General features: G+C 66.8%; 17 protein-coding genes. 10 read left to right on the top strand and 7 right to left on the bottom strand.

Annotated features, from left to right (window positions below; translation table 11 throughout):
• Positions 1–15 precede the first annotated feature (15 nt).
• On the bottom strand, positions 16–756 hold the full coding sequence (rpsB, locus tag HMPREF2716_RS26480) for a 30S ribosomal protein S2 (protein ID WP_003092394.1): 741 nt from the start codon (positions 754–756) through the stop codon (positions 16–18).
• Positions 757–1,020: 264 nt separating this feature from the next.
• Here rpsB and map point away from each other — a divergent pair, with 264 nt between their 5' ends.
• The 3 genes from map to dapC all read left to right on the top strand — a co-directional run bounded on the left by map (position 1,021) and on the right by dapC (position 5,901).
• Positions 1,021–1,806, top strand: coding sequence for a type I methionyl aminopeptidase (map, locus tag HMPREF2716_RS26475; RefSeq protein WP_003092395.1), 786 nt, complete (start codon positions 1,021–1,023; stop codon positions 1,804–1,806).
• A gap of 166 nt (positions 1,807–1,972) precedes the next feature.
• Complete coding sequence (locus HMPREF2716_RS26470) at positions 1,973–4,675, top strand: [protein-PII] uridylyltransferase (protein WP_003098610.1); 2,703 nt, start codon at positions 1,973–1,975, stop codon at positions 4,673–4,675.
• Between the two features lie 17 nt (positions 4,676–4,692).
• Positions 4,693–5,901, top strand: a complete 1,209-nt coding sequence (gene dapC, locus HMPREF2716_RS26465; RefSeq protein WP_003122142.1) for a succinyldiaminopimelate transaminase — start codon at positions 4,693–4,695, stop codon at positions 5,899–5,901.
• Positions 5,902–5,951: 50 nt separating this feature from the next.
• Here dapC and HMPREF2716_RS26460 read toward each other — a convergent pair whose 3' ends face one another.
• Positions 5,952–7,697, bottom strand: a complete 1,746-nt coding sequence (locus tag HMPREF2716_RS26460; RefSeq protein ID WP_003119343.1) for a Na+/H+ antiporter — start codon at positions 7,695–7,697, stop codon at positions 5,952–5,954.
• A 237-nt stretch (positions 7,698–7,934) separates the two neighbouring features.
• On the opposite strand from HMPREF2716_RS26460, the gene HMPREF2716_RS26455 reads away from it, so the two are divergent.
• Complete coding sequence (locus HMPREF2716_RS26455) at positions 7,935–8,294, top strand: hypothetical protein (RefSeq protein ID WP_003092416.1); 360 nt, start codon at positions 7,935–7,937, stop codon at positions 8,292–8,294.
• Between the two features lie 321 nt (positions 8,295–8,615).
• Positions 8,616–8,909 carry a hypothetical protein gene (locus tag HMPREF2716_RS26450; protein WP_003098613.1) on the top strand — a complete coding sequence of 98 codons (294 nt, stop codon included), beginning with the start codon at positions 8,616–8,618 and terminating at the stop codon, positions 8,907–8,909.
• A 14-nt stretch (positions 8,910–8,923) separates the two neighbouring features.
• On the opposite strand, the gene HMPREF2716_RS26445 is transcribed toward HMPREF2716_RS26450, so the two are convergent.
• Positions 8,924–9,277, bottom strand: coding sequence for a YkgJ family cysteine cluster protein (locus HMPREF2716_RS26445; RefSeq protein ID WP_003098616.1), 354 nt, complete (start codon positions 9,275–9,277; stop codon positions 8,924–8,926).
• A 302-nt stretch (positions 9,278–9,579) separates the two neighbouring features.
• On the opposite strand from HMPREF2716_RS26445, the gene HMPREF2716_RS26440 reads away from it, so the two are divergent.
• From HMPREF2716_RS26440 to HMPREF2716_RS26420, 5 genes are all read left to right on the top strand, one after another.
• Complete coding sequence (locus tag HMPREF2716_RS26440; protein ID WP_003098619.1) at positions 9,580–9,927, top strand: ArsC family reductase; 348 nt, start codon at positions 9,580–9,582, stop codon at positions 9,925–9,927.
• 12 nt (positions 9,928–9,939) lie between these two features.
• Positions 9,940–10,563 carry a LysE family translocator gene (locus HMPREF2716_RS26435; protein WP_023517928.1) on the top strand — a complete coding sequence of 208 codons (624 nt, stop codon included), beginning with the start codon at positions 9,940–9,942 and terminating at the stop codon, positions 10,561–10,563.
• Positions 10,564–10,592: 29 nt separating this feature from the next.
• Positions 10,593–11,627, top strand: a complete 1,035-nt coding sequence (gene dapD, locus HMPREF2716_RS26430; RefSeq protein ID WP_070622054.1) for a 2,3,4,5-tetrahydropyridine-2,6-dicarboxylate N-succinyltransferase — start codon at positions 10,593–10,595, stop codon at positions 11,625–11,627.
• 94 nt (positions 11,628–11,721) lie between these two features.
• A complete protein-coding gene (locus HMPREF2716_RS26425; RefSeq protein WP_003098634.1) occupies positions 11,722–12,927 on the top strand; it encodes a cysteine desulfurase in 1,206 nt (401 codons plus the stop codon).
• Positions 12,924–13,346: a SufE family protein gene (locus tag HMPREF2716_RS26420; RefSeq protein ID WP_003092439.1), complete on the top strand. Its 423-nt coding sequence runs from the start codon at positions 12,924–12,926 to the stop codon at positions 13,344–13,346. The genes HMPREF2716_RS26425 and HMPREF2716_RS26420 overlap by 4 nt, the downstream gene beginning before the upstream one ends.
• 6 nt (positions 13,347–13,352) lie before the next feature.
• Here the strand turns inward: HMPREF2716_RS26420 and HMPREF2716_RS26415 are convergent, their stop codons facing one another.
• From HMPREF2716_RS26415 to HMPREF2716_RS26400, 4 genes are read right to left on the bottom strand one after another with little or no spacing between them, the layout of a single operon-like run.
• Positions 13,353–14,333, bottom strand: coding sequence for a DUF4340 domain-containing protein (locus HMPREF2716_RS26415; RefSeq protein ID WP_023517929.1), 981 nt, complete (start codon positions 14,331–14,333; stop codon positions 13,353–13,355).
• Positions 14,334–14,336: 3 nt separating this feature from the next.
• On the bottom strand, positions 14,337–16,184 hold the full coding sequence (locus HMPREF2716_RS26410) for a GldG family protein (RefSeq protein WP_023517930.1): 1,848 nt from the start codon (positions 16,182–16,184) through the stop codon (positions 14,337–14,339).
• A gap of 10 nt (positions 16,185–16,194) precedes the next feature.
• The gene (locus HMPREF2716_RS26405) at positions 16,195–16,929 is read right to left on the bottom strand and encodes an ABC transporter permease (protein ID WP_023517931.1); all 735 of its coding nucleotides are present in this window, start codon (positions 16,927–16,929) and stop codon (positions 16,195–16,197) included.
• A complete protein-coding gene (locus HMPREF2716_RS26400) occupies positions 16,926–17,849 on the bottom strand; it encodes an ABC transporter ATP-binding protein (protein ID WP_003138001.1) in 924 nt (307 codons plus the stop codon). The genes HMPREF2716_RS26405 and HMPREF2716_RS26400 overlap by 4 nt, the downstream gene beginning before the upstream one ends.
• Positions 17,850–17,919: the final 70 nt, after the last annotated feature.

Genomic DNA, 17,919 nt, shown 5'->3' with positions numbered 1-17,919 from the left:
CTGAACGTCCCGGAATCAGCCTTCGGCGGATTCGGCCGGCGCTTCCTCGACGAACTCGTCGGCGCTGGTGGCAGCGCCCTGCTTGCCGCGGATTACCGCTTCGGCCATCGAGTTCAGGTAGAGTTGCACGGCGCGGATGGCATCATCGTTACCGGGAATTACATAGTCGACGCCTTCCGGGCTGCTGTTGGTATCGACAACGCCGATGACCGGGATGCCCAGCTTGTTGGCTTCGGTGATGGCGATGCGCTCGTGGTCGACGTCGATCACGAACAGAGCGTCCGGCAGGCCGCCCATGTCCTTGATGCCGCCCAGGCTGCGCTCGAGCTTCTCGAGGTCACGGCTGCGCATCAGGGCTTCTTTCTTGGTCAGCTTGTCGAAGGTGCCGTCCTGGGACTGGGTTTCCAGGTCGCGCAGGCGCTTGATCGACTGACGGATGGTCTTGTAGTTGGTGAGCATGCCGCCCAGCCAGCGATGGTCGACGTACGGCATGCCGCAACGAGCGGCTTCCTCGCGAACGATCTTGCCGGCGGAACGCTTGGTGCCGACGAACAGGATCTTGTTCTTGCCAGCGGCCAGGCGCTCAACGAAGGTCAGGGCCTCGTTGAACATCGGCAGGGTCTTTTCGAGGTTGATGATATGGATCTTGTTGCGCGCGCCGAAAATGAACTTGCCCATTTTCGGGTTCCAGTAACGGGTCTGGTGGCCGAAGTGCACACCGGCCTTCAGCATATCGCGCATGTTGACTTGGGACATGATAGTTCCTCGATAAGTCGGGTTAGGCCTCCACGCATCCCAATGACCAACCCTTGCGGGCACCCAGGCCATCGTGTCGATGCATGTGTGGGTTTGTGCTCCGGAAAAGGCCGCAGCCTCGGAGCGGGGCGCTTTATACCATAACCGTGGACGCAGTGAAACCCGCCGCGGATGGCCGGGCGGGAGTAGATCGGTCGGTCAGGTCTGCTAGAATCGCGTATTCCTTATTATTCATGCGTGCTTGCACGCCCGAAGAGAATTCGCATGACCGTCACCATCAAGACGCCCGACGATATCGAGAAGATGCGCATCGCCGGCCGCCTGGCCGCCGAAGTGCTGGAAATGATCGGCGAACACATCAAGCCCGGCGTGACCACCGAGGAGCTGGATCGCATCTGCCACGACTATATCGTCAACGAGCAGAAGGCGATTCCCGCCCCGCTGAACTACAAGGGCTTTCCCAAGTCGATCTGCACCTCGATCAACCATGTGGTCTGCCATGGCATCCCCAACGAGAAGCCACTGAAGGAAGGCGACATCCTCAACGTCGACATCACCGTCATCAAGGACGGCTACCACGGCGACACCAGCAAGATGTTCCTGGTCGGCAAGACCCCGGAATGGGCCGACCGCCTCTGCCAGATCACCCAGGAATGCATGTACAAGGGCATTTCCGTGGTGCGTCCGGGCGCGCACCTGGGCGATATCGGCGAAATCATCCAGAAGCACGCGGAAAAGAACGGCTTCTCGGTGGTCCGCGAATACTGCGGCCATGGCATCGGCAAGGTGTTCCACGAGGAGCCGCAGGTCCTCCACTACGGTCGTGCGGGTACCGGCATCGAGCTGAAGGAAGGCATGATCTTCACCATCGAGCCGATGATCAACCAGGGCCGCCCGGAGACCCGCCTGCTCGGCGACGGCTGGACCGCGATCACCAAGGACCGCAAGCTGTCCGCGCAATGGGAGCACACCGTGCTGGTCACCGCCGATGGCTACGAGATCCTCACCCTGCGCAACGACGAAACCTTCCCGCGCACCTCGGCAGCCTGATCCGGCCCGGCTTTTGCTGCCAGCCGTGCGCCTCGACGCCCCGCCCCATTCCGGCGGGGCCGACGCCCCGATTCGGCGCAACGCGCGCACCAATACAGCGCAAAAACGCACCAAGACGGGGCGCTCGCGTATCGAACCCAACCGCTAGCAGATAAAGGAAGGCCGCATGCCGCAGGTGGATCCCGAATTGTTCGATCGCGGGCAGTTCCAGGCGGAACTGGCCTTGAAGTCCAGCCCGATCGCCGCCTTCAAGAAGGCCATCCGGCAATTCCGCGAAGTGCTCGACAACCGCTTCAACAGCGGCCGCGACATCCGCCGCCTGATCGAAGATCGCGCCTGGTGCGTCGACCAGATCCTGCAACAGGCCTGGCAGCGCTTCGACTGGGGAGACGACGCCGACATCGCCCTGGTCGCCGTGGGCGGCTACGGCCGCGGCGAACTCCACCCCTACTCCGACGTCGACCTGCTGATCCTCCTCGACAGCGAGGACCAGGAGAGCTTCCGCGAGCCGATCGAAGGCTTCCTCACCCTGCTCTGGGACATCGGCCTGGAAGTCGGCCAGAGCGTGCGCTCGGTGCAGCAGTGCGCGGAGGAAGCACGCGCCGACCTGACGGTGATCACCACCCTCATGGAATGCCGCACCATCTGCGGCCCTGACAGCCTGCGCCAGCGCATGCTGCGGGTTACCGGCAGCGCGCACATGTGGCCGAGCAAGGAGTTCTTCCTGGCCAAACGCCACGAACAGCAGCGCCGCCACGCCAAGTACAACGACACCGAGTACAACCTCGAGCCCAACGTCAAGGGCTCCCCCGGCGGCCTGCGCGACATCCAGACCATCCTCTGGATGGCCCGCCGCCAGTTCGGCAGCCTCAACCTGCACGCCCTGGTGCGCGAAGGCTTCCTGGTGGAAAGCGAGTGCAGCATGCTGGCTTCCAGCCAGGAGTTCCTCTGGCGGGTCCGCTATGCCCTGCACATGCTCGCCGGGCGCGCCGAGGATCGCCTGCTGTTCGATCACCAGCGCAGCATCGCCCGTCTGTTCGGCTACGAAGACAACGACGTCAAGCTGGCGGTCGAACGCTTCATGCAGAAGTACTACCGGGTGGTGATGGCGATCTCCGAGCTGAACGACCTGATCATCCAGCACTTCGAGGAAGTCATCCTGCCCTGCGAGCAGCCGGTGCAGATCCAACCGCTGAACAGTCGCTTCCAGTTGCGCGACGGCTACATCGAGGTGACGCACCCGAACGTCTTCAAGCGCACCCCGTTCGCCCTCCTGGAAATCTTCGTGCTGATGGCCCAGCACCCGGAAATCAAGGGCGTGCGCGCCGACACCATTCGCCTGCTGCGCGACAGCCGACACCTGATCGACGACGAGTTCCGCCACGACATCCGCAACACCAGCCTGTTCATCGAGCTGTTCAAGAGCAGCCAGGGTATCCACCGCAACCTGCGGCGGATGAACCGCTACGGCATCCTCGGCCGCTACCTGCCGGAGTTCGGCCATATCATCGGGCAGATGCAGCACGACCTGTTCCATATCTATACGGTGGACGCCCACACCCTCAACCTGATCAAGCACCTGCGCAAGCTGAATCGGCCGGAGATGGCCGAGAAATATCCGCTGGCGAGCAAGATCATCGATCGTCTGCCCAAGCCGGAACTGATCTACATCGCCGGTCTCTACCATGACATCGCCAAGGGCCGTGGCGGCGACCACTCGGAACTCGGCGCGGTGGACGCCGAGGCCTTCTGCCAGAGCCACCAGTTGCCGCTCTGGGACACCCAACTGGTGTCCTGGCTGGTGCAGAACCACCTGGTGATGTCGACCACCGCGCAACGCAAGGACCTCTCCGACCCGCAGGTGATCTTCGATTTCGCCCAACTGGTCGGCGACCAGACCCACCTCGACTACCTGTACGTGCTCACCGTGGCCGACATCAACGCCACCAACCCGACGCTCTGGAACTCCTGGCGCGCCAGCCTGCTCCGGCAGCTCTACACCGAGACCAAGCGCGCCCTGCGCCGCGGCCTGGAGAACCCGGTGGACCGCGAGGAGCAGATCCGCCAGACGCAGACCGCGGCCCTCGACCAACTGGTACGCAACGGCATCGACCAGGACGATGCCGAGCAGTTATGGAGCCAGCTCGGCGACGACTACTTCCTGCGCCACACCGCCGGCGACGTGGCCTGGCACACCGAGGCGATCCTCCAGCACCCGGACGACGGCACGCCGCTGGTGCTGATCAAGGAAACCACCCAGCGCGAGTTCGAGAGCGGTTCGCAGATCTTCATCTACGCCGCCGACCAGCACGATTTCTTCGCGGTCACCGTGGCCGCCATGGACCAGCTCAACCTGAGCATCCAGGACGCGCGGATCATCACCTCCACCAGCCAGTTCACCCTCGATACCTATATCGTGCTCGACGCCGACGGCGACTCCATCGGCAACAACCCGGAGCGCATCGCCGAGATCCGCGAGGGGCTTATCGACGCATTGAAGAACCCCGACGACTACCCAACCATCATCCAGCGCCGGGTGCCGCGCCAGCTCAAGCACTTCGCCTTCGCCCCGCAGGTGACCATCTCCACCGACGCGCTGCGCCAGGTCTCGGTGCTCGAAGTCATCGCCCCCGACCGCCCCGGCCTGCTGGCGCGGATCGGCGGCATCTTCCTGGATTTCGACCTGTCGGTGCAGAACGCCAAGATCGCCACCCTCGGCGAGCGCGTGGAGGACGTCTTCTACATCACCGATGCGCGCAACCAGCCGCTCGCCGACCCCGACCTGTGCAAACGCCTGCAGGCCGCCCTGGTCGAGCAGCTGTCACAAGACAACGGACGGGACACCCTGCCTACCCGGATAAACTTCTGAGAAGCCTTGCCAACGCCATGAATACCGCACTCGACAACCTCCAACCCTACCCCTTCGAGAAGCTCCGCGCCCTGCTCGGCGGCGCCCGGCCGCCCGCGACGCTGAAGCCGATCGCACTGTCCATCGGCGAGCCCAAGCACCGCTCGCCGAGCTTCGTCGCCGAAACCCTGGCGGAGAACCTGGACCAGCTCGCGGTCTACCCGACCACCCTCGGCCTGCCAGCCCTGCGCGAAGCCATCGCGCGCTGGTGCGAGCGGCGCTTCTCGGTGCCGGCCGGCTGGCTGGATGCGGCGCGCCACGTACTGCCGGTGAACGGTACCCGCGAGGCGCTGTTCGCCTTCACCCAGACCGTGGTCCGCCGCAGCGAGCCCGGCGAGACGCCCGGCCTGGTGGTCAGCCCGAACCCGTTCTACCAGATCTACGAAGGCGCGGCGCTGCTCGCCGGAGCCGTGCCGCACTACCTGCCCTGCCGCGAGGAAAACGGCTTCAACCCCGATTTCGACGCGGTCGACGAGGCGACCTGGCAGCGCTGCCAGATTCTCTTCCTCTGCTCGCCGGGCAACCCTACCGGGGCCCTGGTACCGCTGGAGACCCTGAAGAAGCTGATCGCCCTGGCCGACCGCTACGACTTCGTGATCGCCGCCGACGAGTGCTACAGCGAACTCTACTTCGACGAAAACGCCCCGCCGCCCGGCCTGCTCAACGCTTGCGCCGAGCTGGGCCGCACGGACTTCAGCCGCTGCGTGGTGTTCCACAGCCTGTCCAAGCGCTCCAACCTGCCCGGCCTGCGCTCGGGCTTCGTCGCCGGCGACGCGGAGATCCTGAAGAAATTCCTCCTCTACCGCACCTACCACGGCTGCGCCATGCCGGTGCAGACCCAGTTGGCGAGCATCGCCGCCTGGAACGACGAGGTCCATGTGCGCGCCAACCGCAGCCTCTACCGCGAGAAATTCGACGCCGTGCTGGCGATCCTCGACGGCGTGCTCGACGTACAGCGCCCGGACGGCAGTTTCTACCTGTGGGCACGTACCCCGGTGGACGACACCGTATTCACCCGCGAACTGTTCGAGCAGCAGCACGTGACGGTGGTGCCGGGTTCCTACCTGTCGCGCGAGGTGGACGGCGAGAACCCCGGCGCCAACCGCGTGCGCATGGCCCTGGTGGCACCACTGGCCGAGTGCGTCGAAGCCGCCGAGCGCATCCGCGACTACCTGCGGGCGCGCTGAAGCCTGCGCGGAGAAACGAAAAGGGATCGCCGCGGCGATCCCTTTTTCGTTCACACCCAGCGGGCGAAGCGATTGGTCAGCCAGCTTTCCTGCTGGTCCAGCTCGCGCAGGATGTCGCCCAGGGTCTCGTCGTCGATCTCGTTGTTGCGCCGCTGCCGGTACAGTTCCAGGCGCTGCGCGCGCAACGCCTTCAGGCGCAAGGCCTTGTCGGCGATCTCCAGGGCTTGGGCCTGGTCGCGGGCCTCATCGGTGGTCGGTGCGGTATCCAGCGACTGGCGGTATTCGGCCATGATCTGCGCACGCGCCTCGGCGACCCGCGAAGTATTCGCCGCATCGTTGCCTTCCACCTGCGGCAGTTCCTCGCTCTCCAGGGCCCGGATCGCCGCCTCCGCGGTCTTGCGCCAGGCCTCGCGCCGCTCGCGCTCGTGGGCGCCATTGTTGCTCGCCGGCAGCCCGCGCAGCAGCAGCGGCAGGCCGATGGTCGCGCCGATCAGGGAAATCAGGATCACGCTGGTGGCGATGAAGATGATCAGGTCGCGCTGCGGGAAGGCGCTACCATCCATCAGGCTCATCGGTACCGACAGCACCGCCGCCAGGGTCACCGCACCACGCACGCCGCTCAATGCACTGAGGGCGGAGAGACGGCGCAGGGAGATGCCGCTCAGCCCGGGCGGGCTCTTGCCGCGCCAGCGGTCGATGCGCAGCGACAGCTTCCAGTAGCCATAGACCCAGCCGTAGCGGATCAGCATCAGCACGGCGGTGATCGCCGCCACGTAGGCCAGCAGCAGCGAGGAACGCCAGAGCAGGTCGCCGTGGTGGTTGGCCACCGACTTCATGATGTCCGGCAACTGCAGGCCGAGCAGCAGGAACACCACGCCGTTGAAGGCGAACTCCAGCATCGACCAGACGCTGCGGTTGAGCAGGCGCGTGGAAGTCTGCCGCGGCAGCAGGTCGACCCAGCTCTGCATCATGCCGGCCGCCACCGCCGAGAGAATCCCGGAGACGCCCAGGTGTTCCGCCACCATGTAGGAGGCGAACGGCAGCAACAGCATCAGTACCACGTGGGTCGCCGGGTCGTCCCAGCCACGGGAGATCATCCAGGCGCGGATGCGGCCCAGCGACCAGCTGAGGAACACCCCGATGGCCAGGCCGCCGACCGCGACCAGGAGGAAGTTGAGGCTGGCGTCCACCAGCGAGAATACGCCGGTCATCGCCGCGGCGATGGCGAACTTGAATGCCACCAGGCCAGAGGCATCGTTCATCAGCGCCTCGCCCTCCAGCAGGTGCATCAGGCGCTTGGGCAGCCGCCCCTGGGTGATCGCCGAGACCGCCAGGGCGTCCGTGGGCGACAGCACGGCGGCGAGGGCGAAGGAAGCCGCCAGGGGAATTTCCGGGATCAGCAGGTGGATGAAATAGCCGGCGCCGACCACGGTGAAGAACACCAGGCCGAACGCCATCATCAGGATCGGCCAGCGCATCCGCCAGACTTCCCGCTTGGGAATACGCCAGCCGTCGACGAACAGCAGCGGCGGAATGAACAGGAAGAGGAACAGCTCCGGGTCGAGGGCAATGTGCAGTCCGAGGGACGGCAAGGCCAGCAGGGCCCCGGCGGCGATCTGGATCAGGGGTAGCGGCAAGGGCAGCAACTGGGCAGCCAGGCGGGTGGCGCCGACGACCAGCAGCAGGGTCAGAACGGTGTACACGGTTTGCATGAGGGCGGGGATCTCCGGCTTCGTCCCTGGACGATGCGACTGCGTCGATTGCACCATCGCGATCGGTAGGCAGCTATCCGACATTCGCACAATCCGTACGGTCTTTCCTAGCCCCGCCGCTCTACCCCGCGCGTCCGCCCCCTCCGCGGCGACGACCGGGGCGCCCGGCCAAGGTTCCCGCACTAGTACATCCGAGCTATTTCATAGCGGTGCGAGACGCTCCTACACTCCCCTTCAGTCCAGGCCCGCCGTAGCGTCGGCCAGGACGACGCCCCGAAGGAGTACGGGGTGCAGCGCCCACTCAGACAAAGGAATGCCGCCATGACAAGCAAGGGACTTACTTCCGCACTGCTGCTCGCCTCGATGTTCGCCGCCACCTCCGGCTGCCTCCAGCAGAACGCACTGACCCAGGGCTACCGCACCACCCAGCCCGGGCAACCCGGCCAGGCCCAGGTCGCCTCCGCCAACACCCCTTGCACCCCCAGCGCCACCAATGACCTGATCGCTACCGGTCGCAGCCTGCTGGACATCACCACCAACCTGATCAAGACCCGCAACCAGATGAGCGACGGCGGCAGCATCATGCGCGACGTCGACGACGTGCAGAAGGTCGGCAAGGGCCATGCCGTACTGGACAGCGTCGAGAGCATGACCGGCGGTCCGCAGCAGCCCTGCGGCTAAGCGCACCACGACGATTCATCCCGGACAGCGAGCCCCCGCACGCTGTTCTCCCCCTGAGCCTCGCCTACCCGGCGGGGCTTTTTTTGTCCTGCGCCAAACAGCCGCCGCCCCGCATCAAGGAACTCGCCCATCACCCGGCCATGCAGACCAGGCCGCTTCGAGTCCCGTTCGTCACCTGTGCAAGGCGTCTGGAACGCGGCTATTGTCCGACGATCGAAGTGATGGCAATGTAGAATTACACCTTTGGATGTAGTCGTTTCGGGTAGGTCGCGAGATGGAACGAGCTTTTTCCCCTACCGCGGAATCGCGGAGCAGAGGCCCATGAGGCGCGCCGAGATGCTGTTGCTGAAGAGCCTGGCTGAGACACTGATGGCCGACCGGGACAACCGCCACGACGACTTGCAGGCGACCATGCGGCTGGCGCACCTGAGTTCGCCGGAGATGATCCTGTACATGGTCAACCGGGTGCTCGAGCTCGAAGAGAGCATCGAGCGGATCGCCGCGGTTCTCCAGAAACTCTCTGCGGACGAGCCGATGCCCCTAGAGGAAACGCCGCCCGAACCAGCCTTCGAACCGGCCCTGCAGTCCCGCGCCACCGAGACCGCGGAAACCTAGCGGCGGGCAGGCCGCTACACCAGCACCTGGCGAGTGCTGGCGATCAGCGCATGCACCTGTCGCTCCACCTGCTCCGCCACCGGCACTTCGGGCCCCCGCCCCTCCGGGCAGGGCAGGTTCGGCGTGGTGCCGAACAGCCGGCAGATCAGCGGACGTTCCTCATAGGCCTCGCAGCCGTTCGGTCCGAGATGGACGCAGTTCCACTCGGCCAGGGCGGCGTCGTGTTCGGCCTCGCTCTTCACCGGCAGGCGGGCCATCTCTTCCGACGAGGCGGTAACCGGCCCGCAGCAATCGTGGCAGCCGGGCTTGCAGGCGAAGCCCGGTATCTGCAGGCGTAATTGGTCTATCTGGCGACCGATGCAACTCATGGGAAATCTCCTCGGCGGGGGAAGGATTGTACAGCGCGGACCGGAGCATTCCGAAAGTACCGGTAAGGATGCTCTCCAGCGAGCCGAATCGACCTGTTCAACCTGCGCTCTCTCCGTTCCCGGCCAGGGAAACAGCCCGGCTCCCTGTCCGCCCGCCCGTCCACGGCTATCTGCCGTCACGCCGCTCCCGAGCGCGGTAGCCCCGAGACCGCACAGGGGCGGAACGACGTGGCATAATCCGGCGATCACCTTTCGGCGACCTATCGGCAGGGCCCGGGAAGACCCGGGCCTCGGGAGAAGCAATGACCTACGTTCTCTACGGCATCAAAGCCTGCGACACCATGAAGAAGGCTCGGACCTGGCTCGACGAGCACAAGGTCGCCTACGACTTCCACGACTACAAGGCCGTCGGCATCGACCGCGAACACCTGCGGCGCTGGTGCGCGGAGCACGGCTGGCAAACCGTCCTCAACCGCGCCGGCACCACCTTCCGCAAGCTCGACGAAGCGCAGAAGGCCGATCTCGACGAAGCCAAGGCGATCGAGCTGATGCTGGCCCAGCCGTCGATGATCAAGCGCCCGGTGCTGGAGCTGGGCGGCAGGACGCTGGTCGGCTTCAAGCCCGACGCCTACGCCGCCGCCCTGGCCTGAGCGGGAGGCCGCATGAGTGTCGCCTGGGCCCTGTTCGTACCCGCCTGCTTCGCCCTCAACCTGGCGCCGGGGCCGAACAACCTGCTGTCGCTGAACAACGCCGCCCGGCACGGTTTCGCCACCGCCTCGCTGGCCGGCGGCGGGCGCCTGCTGGCATTCGCCGGCATGCTCGCCCTGGCCGCCTCCGGGCTGGCGCTGGTGCTGCACACCTCGGCCTGGCTGTTCCTGGCGATCAAGGTGCTCGGCACTGCCTACCTGTTGTGGCTTGCGGTGCAATTGTGGCGGACCGATGCGCAGCCACTGGCGAACGAAGCCAGCCCGGCGCGCCCCAGCCTCTGGCGCCTGGGGCGCCAGGAGTTCCTGGTGGCGGCGGGCAACCCGAAGGCGATCCTGATCTTCACCGCCTTCCTGCCGCAGTTCGTCGATCCCGGCCAACCGCTGGGCGCCCAGTTCGCCCAGCTCGGAGCGGCATTCCTGCTGCTCGAATGGCTGGCCATCGCTCTTTATTCCTATGCCGGGCTCCACCTCGGCCGGCTGCTCGCCGGCCAGCGGGCCCGGCGTCTGTTCAACCGCGGTTGCGCCGCGCTGCTCGGCAGCGCGGGACTGGGCCTGCTGCTCAGCCGCCGTCCGGCCTGACCGTTCCACTCCGTTTCGAGGAAACCCACATGTCGCAATCCCTGTTCAGCCTGGCCTTCGGCGTCGGCACCCAGAACCGCCAGGAAGCCTGGCTGGAAGTGTTCTACGCGCTGCCGCTGCTCAAGCCTTCGAGCGAAATCGTCGCCGCCGTCGCACCGATCCTTGGCTACGCAGCCGGCAACCAGGCGCTGACCTTCACTTCGCAGCAGGCCTACCAGTTGGCCGACGCCCTGAAGGGTATCGACGCCGCTCAGTCGGCCCTGCTCTCGCGCCTGGCGGAAAGCCAGAAGCCGCTGGTCGCCACCCTGTTGGCGGAAGACGCCGCGCCGTCCTCCACCCCGGAGGCCTACCTCAAGCTGCACCTGCTCTCCCACCGCCTGGTCAAGCCGCACGCTGTGAACCTGAGCGGCATCTTCCCGCTCCTGCCGAACGTGGCCTGGACCAACATCGGCGCGGTGGACCTGGCCGAACTGGCCGAACTGCAACTGGAAGCGCGACTGAAGGGCAAGCTGCTGGAAGTCTTCTCCGTCGACAAGTTCCCGAAGATGACCGACTACGTGGTCCCGGCCGGCGTACGCATCGCCGACACCGCCCGCGTGCGCCTGGGCGCCTACATCGGTGAAGGCACCACGGTGATGCACGAAGGTTTCGTCAACTTCAACGCCGGCACCGAAGGCCCGGGCATGATCGAAGGCCGCGTATCCGCCGGCGTGTTCGTCGGCAAGGGGTCGGACCTGGGCGGCGGCTGCTCGACCATGGGCACCCTTTCCGGTGGCGGCAACATCGTCATCAGCGTCGGCGAAGGCTGCCTGATCGGCGCCAACGCCGGCATCGGCATCCCGCTGGGCGATCGCAACATCGTCGAGGCCGACCTGTACATCACCGCCGGCACCAAGGTCGCCCTGCTCGACGAGCAGAACGCCCTGGTGAAAGTGGTCAAGGCCCGCGACCTGGCCGGTCAGCCCGACCTGCTGTTCCGCCGCAACTCGCAGAACGGTGCGGTGGAGTGCAAGACCAACAAGACCGCCATCGAGCTGAACGAAGCGCTGCACGCGCACAACTGAGCCCAGCTCGCCTCCCCGCTCGCCCGACGGTGCTCGCCAGCGCCGCCGGGTGCGCTACCCTTTCCCCTGTAACCGTCCTCGCACAGTGTCCGCCATGTCCCTGCCGTCTCCCTGGCGCGCCGACTTTCCGGCCTTTTCCGCCTTCGCCGCGGAAGGCCTGACCTACCTCGACAGCGCCGCCACCGCCCAGAAGCCACAGGCCGTACTCGACGCCCTGAACGGCTACTACCTCGGCGGCGCCGCCAACGTCCACCGCGCCCAACATGTCCCCGGCGAGCGTGCCACCCGGGCCTTCGAGGCCGCGCGCAGCCGCGTCGCCCACTGGCTGCACGCCGGCAACCCGGCCGAGGTACTGTTCACCCGCGGCACCACAGAGGCGATCAACCTGGTGGCCTATGGCCTGGAGCGGCATTTCCGGCCTGGCGACGAACTGCTGGTCAGTGCCCTGGAACACCATGCCAACCTGCTTCCCTGGCAGCAGTTGGCCCTGCGCCGCGGCCTGGTCCTGCGCGTATTGCCGCTGGACGAGCGCGGGGTGATCGACCTGGAGCAGGCTCGCCATATCATCGGCGAGCGTACCCGCCTGCTGGCGATCAGCCAGTTGTCCAACGTTCTCGGCACCTGGCAACCGGTGGTGGAGTTGATCCAGCTGGCCCGCGAGCGCGGTGCCTGGACCCTGGTCGACGGCGCCCAGGGCAGCGTCCACGGACGCCACGACCTGCCGGGCCTGGGCTGCGACTTCTACGCATTCTCCGGCCACAAGCTCTACGGCCCCGACGGCATCGGCGTGCTCTGGGGTCGCCCACAGGCCCTGGAGCAACTGGCGCACTGGCAGTTCGGCGGCGAGATGGTACGCCACACCGGCTTCCACGAAGCCAGCTTCCATGCCGCTCCGCTCGGCTTCGAGGCGGGCACCCCGGCGGTTTCCGCGGCGATCGGCCTGGGCGCGACCATCGACTGGCTGGCCACCCTGGACGAAGCCGAAGTCGCCGCCCACGAAGGCGCCCTCCACGCCCGCCTGCTCGCCGGCCTGCTGGCGCGCGACGGCGTCAGCCTGCTCGGCGAACCGCAGGCGGCGCTGGCCAGCTTCTGCGTCGACGGCGTGCACGTCGCAGATCTCGCCCACCTGCTCGGCGAACAGGGCATCGCGGTGCGCGCCGGCCACCATTGCGCGATGCCGCTGCTGCAACGCCTCGAGGTACCCGGCGCCCTGCGTGTCTCGCTGGGCTTGTACAACGATGCCGACGACCTGGAGCGCTTCTTCCTGGCCCTCGACCGCTCACTGGAGTTGCTGCGATGAACCCGGTTCTCCCCGAACAGGCCCAGGAGGCACTGGACGCCTTCGGTCACACCGCCAGTTGGGAACAGCGTGCGCGTCTGCTGCTGCAATGGGGCGAGCGCCTGGCGCCGCTCGCGGAACACGAACGCCAGGAAGAGCATCGCGTGCACGGTTGCGAAAGCCTGGTCTGGCTGCTCGGCGAGCAGCGCGACGGCCACTGGCGCTTCCGTGCCGACAGCGACGCGCGCCTGATCCGCGGCCTGCTGGCGGTGCTGCTGGCACGGGTCGACGGCATCGAAACCCGCGAACTGGCGCGCCTGGACCTCAACGACTGGTTCACCTGCCTGGGTCTTTCCCGCCAACTGTCGCCCTCGCGCAGCAACGGCCTGAACGCCGTGCTGCAACGCATGCGCGAACTGGCCGGCCAGACCGCCGGCTGAGCCCGCTCAGCGCGCCAGCAGTTCCGGCAGGTGCCGGGCCAGGGCGCGGTAGCGGTCCTCTTCGATCCGATAGGCCCAGTCAGGATGGGCGGCGACCTCGCCCTCGGCGAAGCCCTCGACGCTCTTCGGCAACAACCAGTATTGCTCGCCCTGGCGCCGAATCTCGCCATCCAGGCGCGCGCCGGAAAACGTCCGCAGGCTGAACACCAGGAGCAATGGCGCCTGTCTGAATCCCACCTGCGCCAGCGGCGCTACATCGGCGAAACGCAGGTCGGCGAACAGCGCCGCCGCGCCGTTGGCCGCTGCCTCATAGGCCAGCTTGCGCCCTGAGGGCAATTGCCGGACCTGCAGGTTCGGCTGCCCGGCGTCGTCGCGATAGAGATCCAGACGCTCGCCCTTCGGATAGCGCAGTTGCAGTTCGCGCACCCGGGCGAAGGGCAGCGTGGCGATCCGCCGGTCGAGCCACTCCAGTTCGTTGTTCGGCAACGGCAGCCGCTTGTCGATCAGCCAGGCCTGCGGATCGCCCAGTCGTCGTACGAAGCTACCGCCATGCTGCGCATCCTTGCCTATCAGCAGCACCAGAGGCTCGCTGGACTGCCGCTGCAGGCTCAGGCGTAGCGCCTGCCCCTCGCCACGCTCCGCCAGGCCAAGCAGCGCGTGGTTCTTCGGGTTGGCGCTCTTCGCCTCGACCTTGCGCGCCTCTGCCAGTGCCTCGAGCAGCGCCGACAAGCGTAGCCGATCGGCCGGATAGCCGGCCTTGGCCGGCAGGACCCACGCGCCCGCACGCCGCTCGACCCGGATATCCGGCGAACCGTCGGCAAACTGCACGTGCAGGCCACTCAGCGTCGCGCTGTCCAGTTCCGGCAGCCAGCGCTCTGCCGCCGGCAAGGCAGGTACCTCGGCTGCGCGCTCGCGCTGCAGCCAGGCGAAGGTTCCGGCCAGCGCCGCCACCAGCGCCAGCAGGACGATCAGCGTATTGCGCCGCATGCGTCAATGCCCTCCCCGGGCCATGCGCCGGCGACGCCAGAGCCAGCCGAGCAGCACGCCGACCGTGAGCAACGAGGGAACCAGGGCGATATTGACCAGCTTCAGGGTGCGGCCCAGTGCGTCGATATCGGCGTTCAACTGGTACTGCACCTCGCGCAGCTCCTTGCGGATGCGCAGCTTCTCCTGCATGTACTGGCGCACCGTGGCCTGCTGTTCGGGGGTCAGTTCGACGGCCTTCTCCGGGTAGGCACCCTGCTGGAGGGCGGCGAGTTGCTGCTCGGTATCGGCGAGGCGCTGCTTGAGCTGCTCCTCCTTCTGCCGGAAGCTCGTCTCGGCCTCGCGCTGCAGGCGCCCGACCACCACGAACGGCCGGCTGAACCGGCCGCGGGAGCGCACGCTGATCAGCGCGTCGGTGCCCGACAGGTTGTCCAGCGCGTTGACCACCAGCGCGCCGTTGTCGGCCCAGGGCTGCGGCACGCGCTGGCCGAAGAAGTCCTGCACCTGGACCCACATGCGATCGCTGAGCAGGTCGGTATCGGCCACGACGATGACATTGATGTTGCGCGCCTCCTTCAGGCCTTCGCGATGCCCCTCGATGCCCTCCGCGAAGGCACTCTTCGCCGGCCCCTGGATACGGGCGGCGAGAGTATGCCGCCGGCCGCTCGGGCGCAGCTCGCGCATCAGATCGCCGGGGTCACGCAGCAGGCCGAAGCGCGAGGCATCGAACGGCATCGCCTGGGCCGAGCTTTGCAGCAAAGGCGTGAAGCTGGTGCTCGCTCCGGGGAGCCTTTCGAGGATGCCGGGCGTCGCCAGGGTCAGGCTTTCCAGGCCGGCAGTGGCGATGTCGTCCTGGTCCAGCGCCTCGCGCGGCAAGCTGAGCCAGGCCGGATGCCGGGTCGGACGCTGGTCCCGGCCAAGACTGATGGACATCGCATAGGCGCCATCGCCGAGCACCTTGCCCGGCAGCAGGCGCAGCCCCCAGGCCTCGAACAGCGGCGCGAGGTCGGACGACTTGTCGCCATCCAGCGTAGCGGCGAAATCGCTGCCGCTGTCGGCCTCGCTGAAGGGGTCGACGAACGCCAGCAGCTTGCCCCCGCGCAGGACGAACTGGTCGATGGCGTATAGCGTCTGCTCGGGTAACTGCTTGGGATGCACCAGCAGCAGCACCGAGACCTCCGGCGGGATTTCCGTGGCATCGCTCTTGAGGCTGCGCAGGTCGAATTGCTGGCGGATTTCCTCCATGACCATCCACGGCGAGGTCGGCTGCCGGCTGGCCATGTCGAAGCCGCCATTGAGCGGCAGCGACGACATCAGGCCGACCACCGGCCGCTGCGGCTGGGCCAGGGTCTGCACCAGGCGGCTGATGTCGTATTCGAGGAACTCCTCCTGATCGAGCGGGAAGAAGGGTATGACCTGGACTCCGTCCAGGGCGTTGCTGCCGGCCAGGCCGAAGTACAGGTTGTCGCCGCCCTGCTGCAGGGGAATTCCTTGCAGGCCGAACTCGGTGGCCTTGTCCTCGTTCTCGGAGAACGGCTCGGGATCGATCACCTGCAGGCGAATCCTGCCGTTCGCCTCGCGCTCGTAGGCGCGCAGCAGTTCCTCGACGCGCCTGGCGTAGTTGCGCAGCGGCACCAGTTCCCGGGCACCGCTATCCGAATAGAAGAAGTACAGGTTGATCGGCTCGTCGAGGCCGGCCAGGATCCGCTTGGTGCCGGGGCTGATGGTGTAGAGCTTCTGCTCGGTCAGGTCGAGCCGCGCGCCGCTGAACAGCAGGCCGGAGACCATGTTGAAGGCCAGGAACGCCAGCGCGATCAGCAACAGCCCGGCGCCAGAGGACAACACGCGTTTCATCGACTCCCCCTCATTCGGCTTTCTTCAGGTCGACCGCCACCGCCGTGGCGGCCAGCCAGGCGACGATCAGGCTGACGAAATACAGCAGGTCGCGCAGGTCGATGACGCCCTTGCTGACGGCATCGAAGCGGGTCAGCAGGCTCAGCGAGGCCACCGCATCGAGCAACCACTGCGGCGCCCACTGGCTGAACGCATCGAGCACCAGCGGAAAGCCGCTGAGCATGAACAGGAAGCAGGCGGCCACGGCGAGGATGAAAGCGATCACCTGGTTCTTCGCCAGGGCCGACATGCACGAACCGATGGCCAGGTAGCCGCCGGCCAGCAGCCAACTGCCCAGATAGCCGGCGAGAATCGCACCGTTGTCCGGCTCGCCCAGGTAGTTCACCGTGAGCACCATGGGGAAGGTCAGCAGCAGCGCGATTCCGGCGAACGCCCAGGCGGCCAGGAACTTGCCGGCCACGGCTTCGAAGCGGGTCAGCGGCAGGGTCATCAGCAGCTCGATCGAGCCGGACTTGCGCTCCTCCGCCCACAGGCGCATGGCCAGCGCGGGAACCAGGAACAGGTAGAGCCAGGGATGGAAGACGAAGAAGGAGGCCAGGTCGGCCTGGTTGCGTTCGTAGAAGTTGCCCAGGTAGAAGGTGAACACGCCCGCCAGGACCAGGAAGATCACGATGAACACATAGGCCAGCGGCGTGGCGAAATAACTCGCCAGCTCGCGCTTGAAGATCACCGGCAGTTGCTTCATGCCTCCGTCCCCCGGGTCAGGTTGCGGAATACCTCGTCGAGCCGGCCGCGCTCCACGTCCAGTTCGCGGATCCGCCAGCCGCGCTCGGCGACCAGCCCGCTGACCTGGGGAAAGATCACCGCGCCCGGCTGCGCCAGGACGGTCAGGCTGCCTTCGGCGGGGTTCTCCTCGATGCCCGCCACGCCCGGCAGCACCGCCAGCGCCACGGTATCCAGGGGGTCGTCGCTGTAGAGCGTCACCGCCTGGTGGTAGCGCGAGCGGCTGGCCAGCTCCAGCGGCGTGCTGTCCGCCAGCAGCCGCCCGCCGCCGATCACCAGGGCGCGGCTGCACAGCGCCGAGACTTCCTCGAGGATATGGGTGGAGATGATCACGATGCGCTCCTGCGCGAGTCCGCGGATCAGTTCGCGGACCTGGTGCTTCTGGTTCGGATCGAGCCCGTCGGTGGGCTCGTCGAGCACCAGCGCCCGCGGTTCGTGGAGGATCGCCTGGGCCAGGCCGACACGCCGGCGGAAGCCCTTGGAGAGGGTTTCGATGGTCTGCCGGCGCACCTCATCCAGTTCCAGCAGCCCCAGTGCCCGGGCGACCCGCTCGCGCTTGCCGGCACCACGGTAGCCACGGATCTCGGCGATGAAATCGAGGAAGCCCTGCACGGTCATTTCCGCGTAGCAGGGCGAACCTTCCGGGAGGTAGCCGATCAGCCGCTGCGCCTGCAGCGTGCGGCTGCGGATGTCGAAGCCGAAGATGCTCGCGGTGCCGGCGCTGGGCGCCAGGAAGCCGGTGAGCATCTTCATCGTGGTGGACTTGCCGGCGCCGTTCGGACCGAGGAAGCCCAGTACCTCCCCCGTCGCCACCTGGAAGGACAGGTCGTCCACCGCCACCCGCGAGCCGAAGCGTTTGCCGAGGTTTCTTGTTTCGATCATGGTCCCCTACCTGTTCCGGCGGCCGCCGCCATGTCCGGCCAGGGCCGCGAAAAACGCGCAGGGACTATAG

Source organism: Pseudomonas sp. HMSC076A11 (assembly GCF_001810205.1).
Lineage (GTDB): Bacteria > Pseudomonadota > Gammaproteobacteria > Pseudomonadales > Pseudomonadaceae > Pseudomonas > Pseudomonas aeruginosa.
This window is presented reverse-complemented; position numbering and strand designations above follow the sequence as displayed.

Coding starts and splice junctions, on each gene's coding strand:
- HMPREF2716_RS26450 (WP_003098613.1), top strand. CDS start 8,616: ATGAGGCGCGCCGAGATGCTGTTGCTGAAGAGCCTGGCTGAGACACTG.
- HMPREF2716_RS26400 (WP_003138001.1), bottom strand. CDS start 17,849: ATGATCGAAACAAGAAACCTCGGCAAACGCTTCGGCTCGCGGGTGGCG.
- HMPREF2716_RS26470 (WP_003098610.1), top strand. CDS start 1,973: ATGCCGCAGGTGGATCCCGAATTGTTCGATCGCGGGCAGTTCCAGGCG.
- HMPREF2716_RS26425 (WP_003098634.1), top strand. CDS start 11,722: ATGTCCCTGCCGTCTCCCTGGCGCGCCGACTTTCCGGCCTTTTCCGCC.
- HMPREF2716_RS26455 (WP_003092416.1), top strand. CDS start 7,935: ATGACAAGCAAGGGACTTACTTCCGCACTGCTGCTCGCCTCGATGTTC.
- HMPREF2716_RS26435 (WP_023517928.1), top strand. CDS start 9,940: ATGAGTGTCGCCTGGGCCCTGTTCGTACCCGCCTGCTTCGCCCTCAAC.
- HMPREF2716_RS26410 (WP_023517930.1), bottom strand. CDS start 16,184: ATGAAACGCGTGTTGTCCTCTGGCGCCGGGCTGTTGCTGATCGCGCTG.
- HMPREF2716_RS26460 (WP_003119343.1), bottom strand. CDS start 7,697: ATGTCGGATAGCTGCCTACCGATCGCGATGGTGCAATCGACGCAGTCG.
- HMPREF2716_RS26420 (WP_003092439.1), top strand. CDS start 12,924: ATGAACCCGGTTCTCCCCGAACAGGCCCAGGAGGCACTGGACGCCTTC.
- map (WP_003092395.1), top strand. CDS start 1,021: ATGACCGTCACCATCAAGACGCCCGACGATATCGAGAAGATGCGCATC.
- dapD (WP_070622054.1), top strand. CDS start 10,593: ATGTCGCAATCCCTGTTCAGCCTGGCCTTCGGCGTCGGCACCCAGAAC.
- HMPREF2716_RS26445 (WP_003098616.1), bottom strand. CDS start 9,277: ATGAGTTGCATCGGTCGCCAGATAGACCAATTACGCCTGCAGATACCG.
- HMPREF2716_RS26440 (WP_003098619.1), top strand. CDS start 9,580: ATGACCTACGTTCTCTACGGCATCAAAGCCTGCGACACCATGAAGAAG.
- HMPREF2716_RS26405 (WP_023517931.1), bottom strand. CDS start 16,929: ATGAAGCAACTGCCGGTGATCTTCAAGCGCGAGCTGGCGAGTTATTTC.
- HMPREF2716_RS26415 (WP_023517929.1), bottom strand. CDS start 14,333: ATGCGGCGCAATACGCTGATCGTCCTGCTGGCGCTGGTGGCGGCGCTG.
- dapC (WP_003122142.1), top strand. CDS start 4,693: ATGAATACCGCACTCGACAACCTCCAACCCTACCCCTTCGAGAAGCTC.
- rpsB (WP_003092394.1), bottom strand. CDS start 756: ATGTCCCAAGTCAACATGCGCGATATGCTGAAGGCCGGTGTGCACTTC.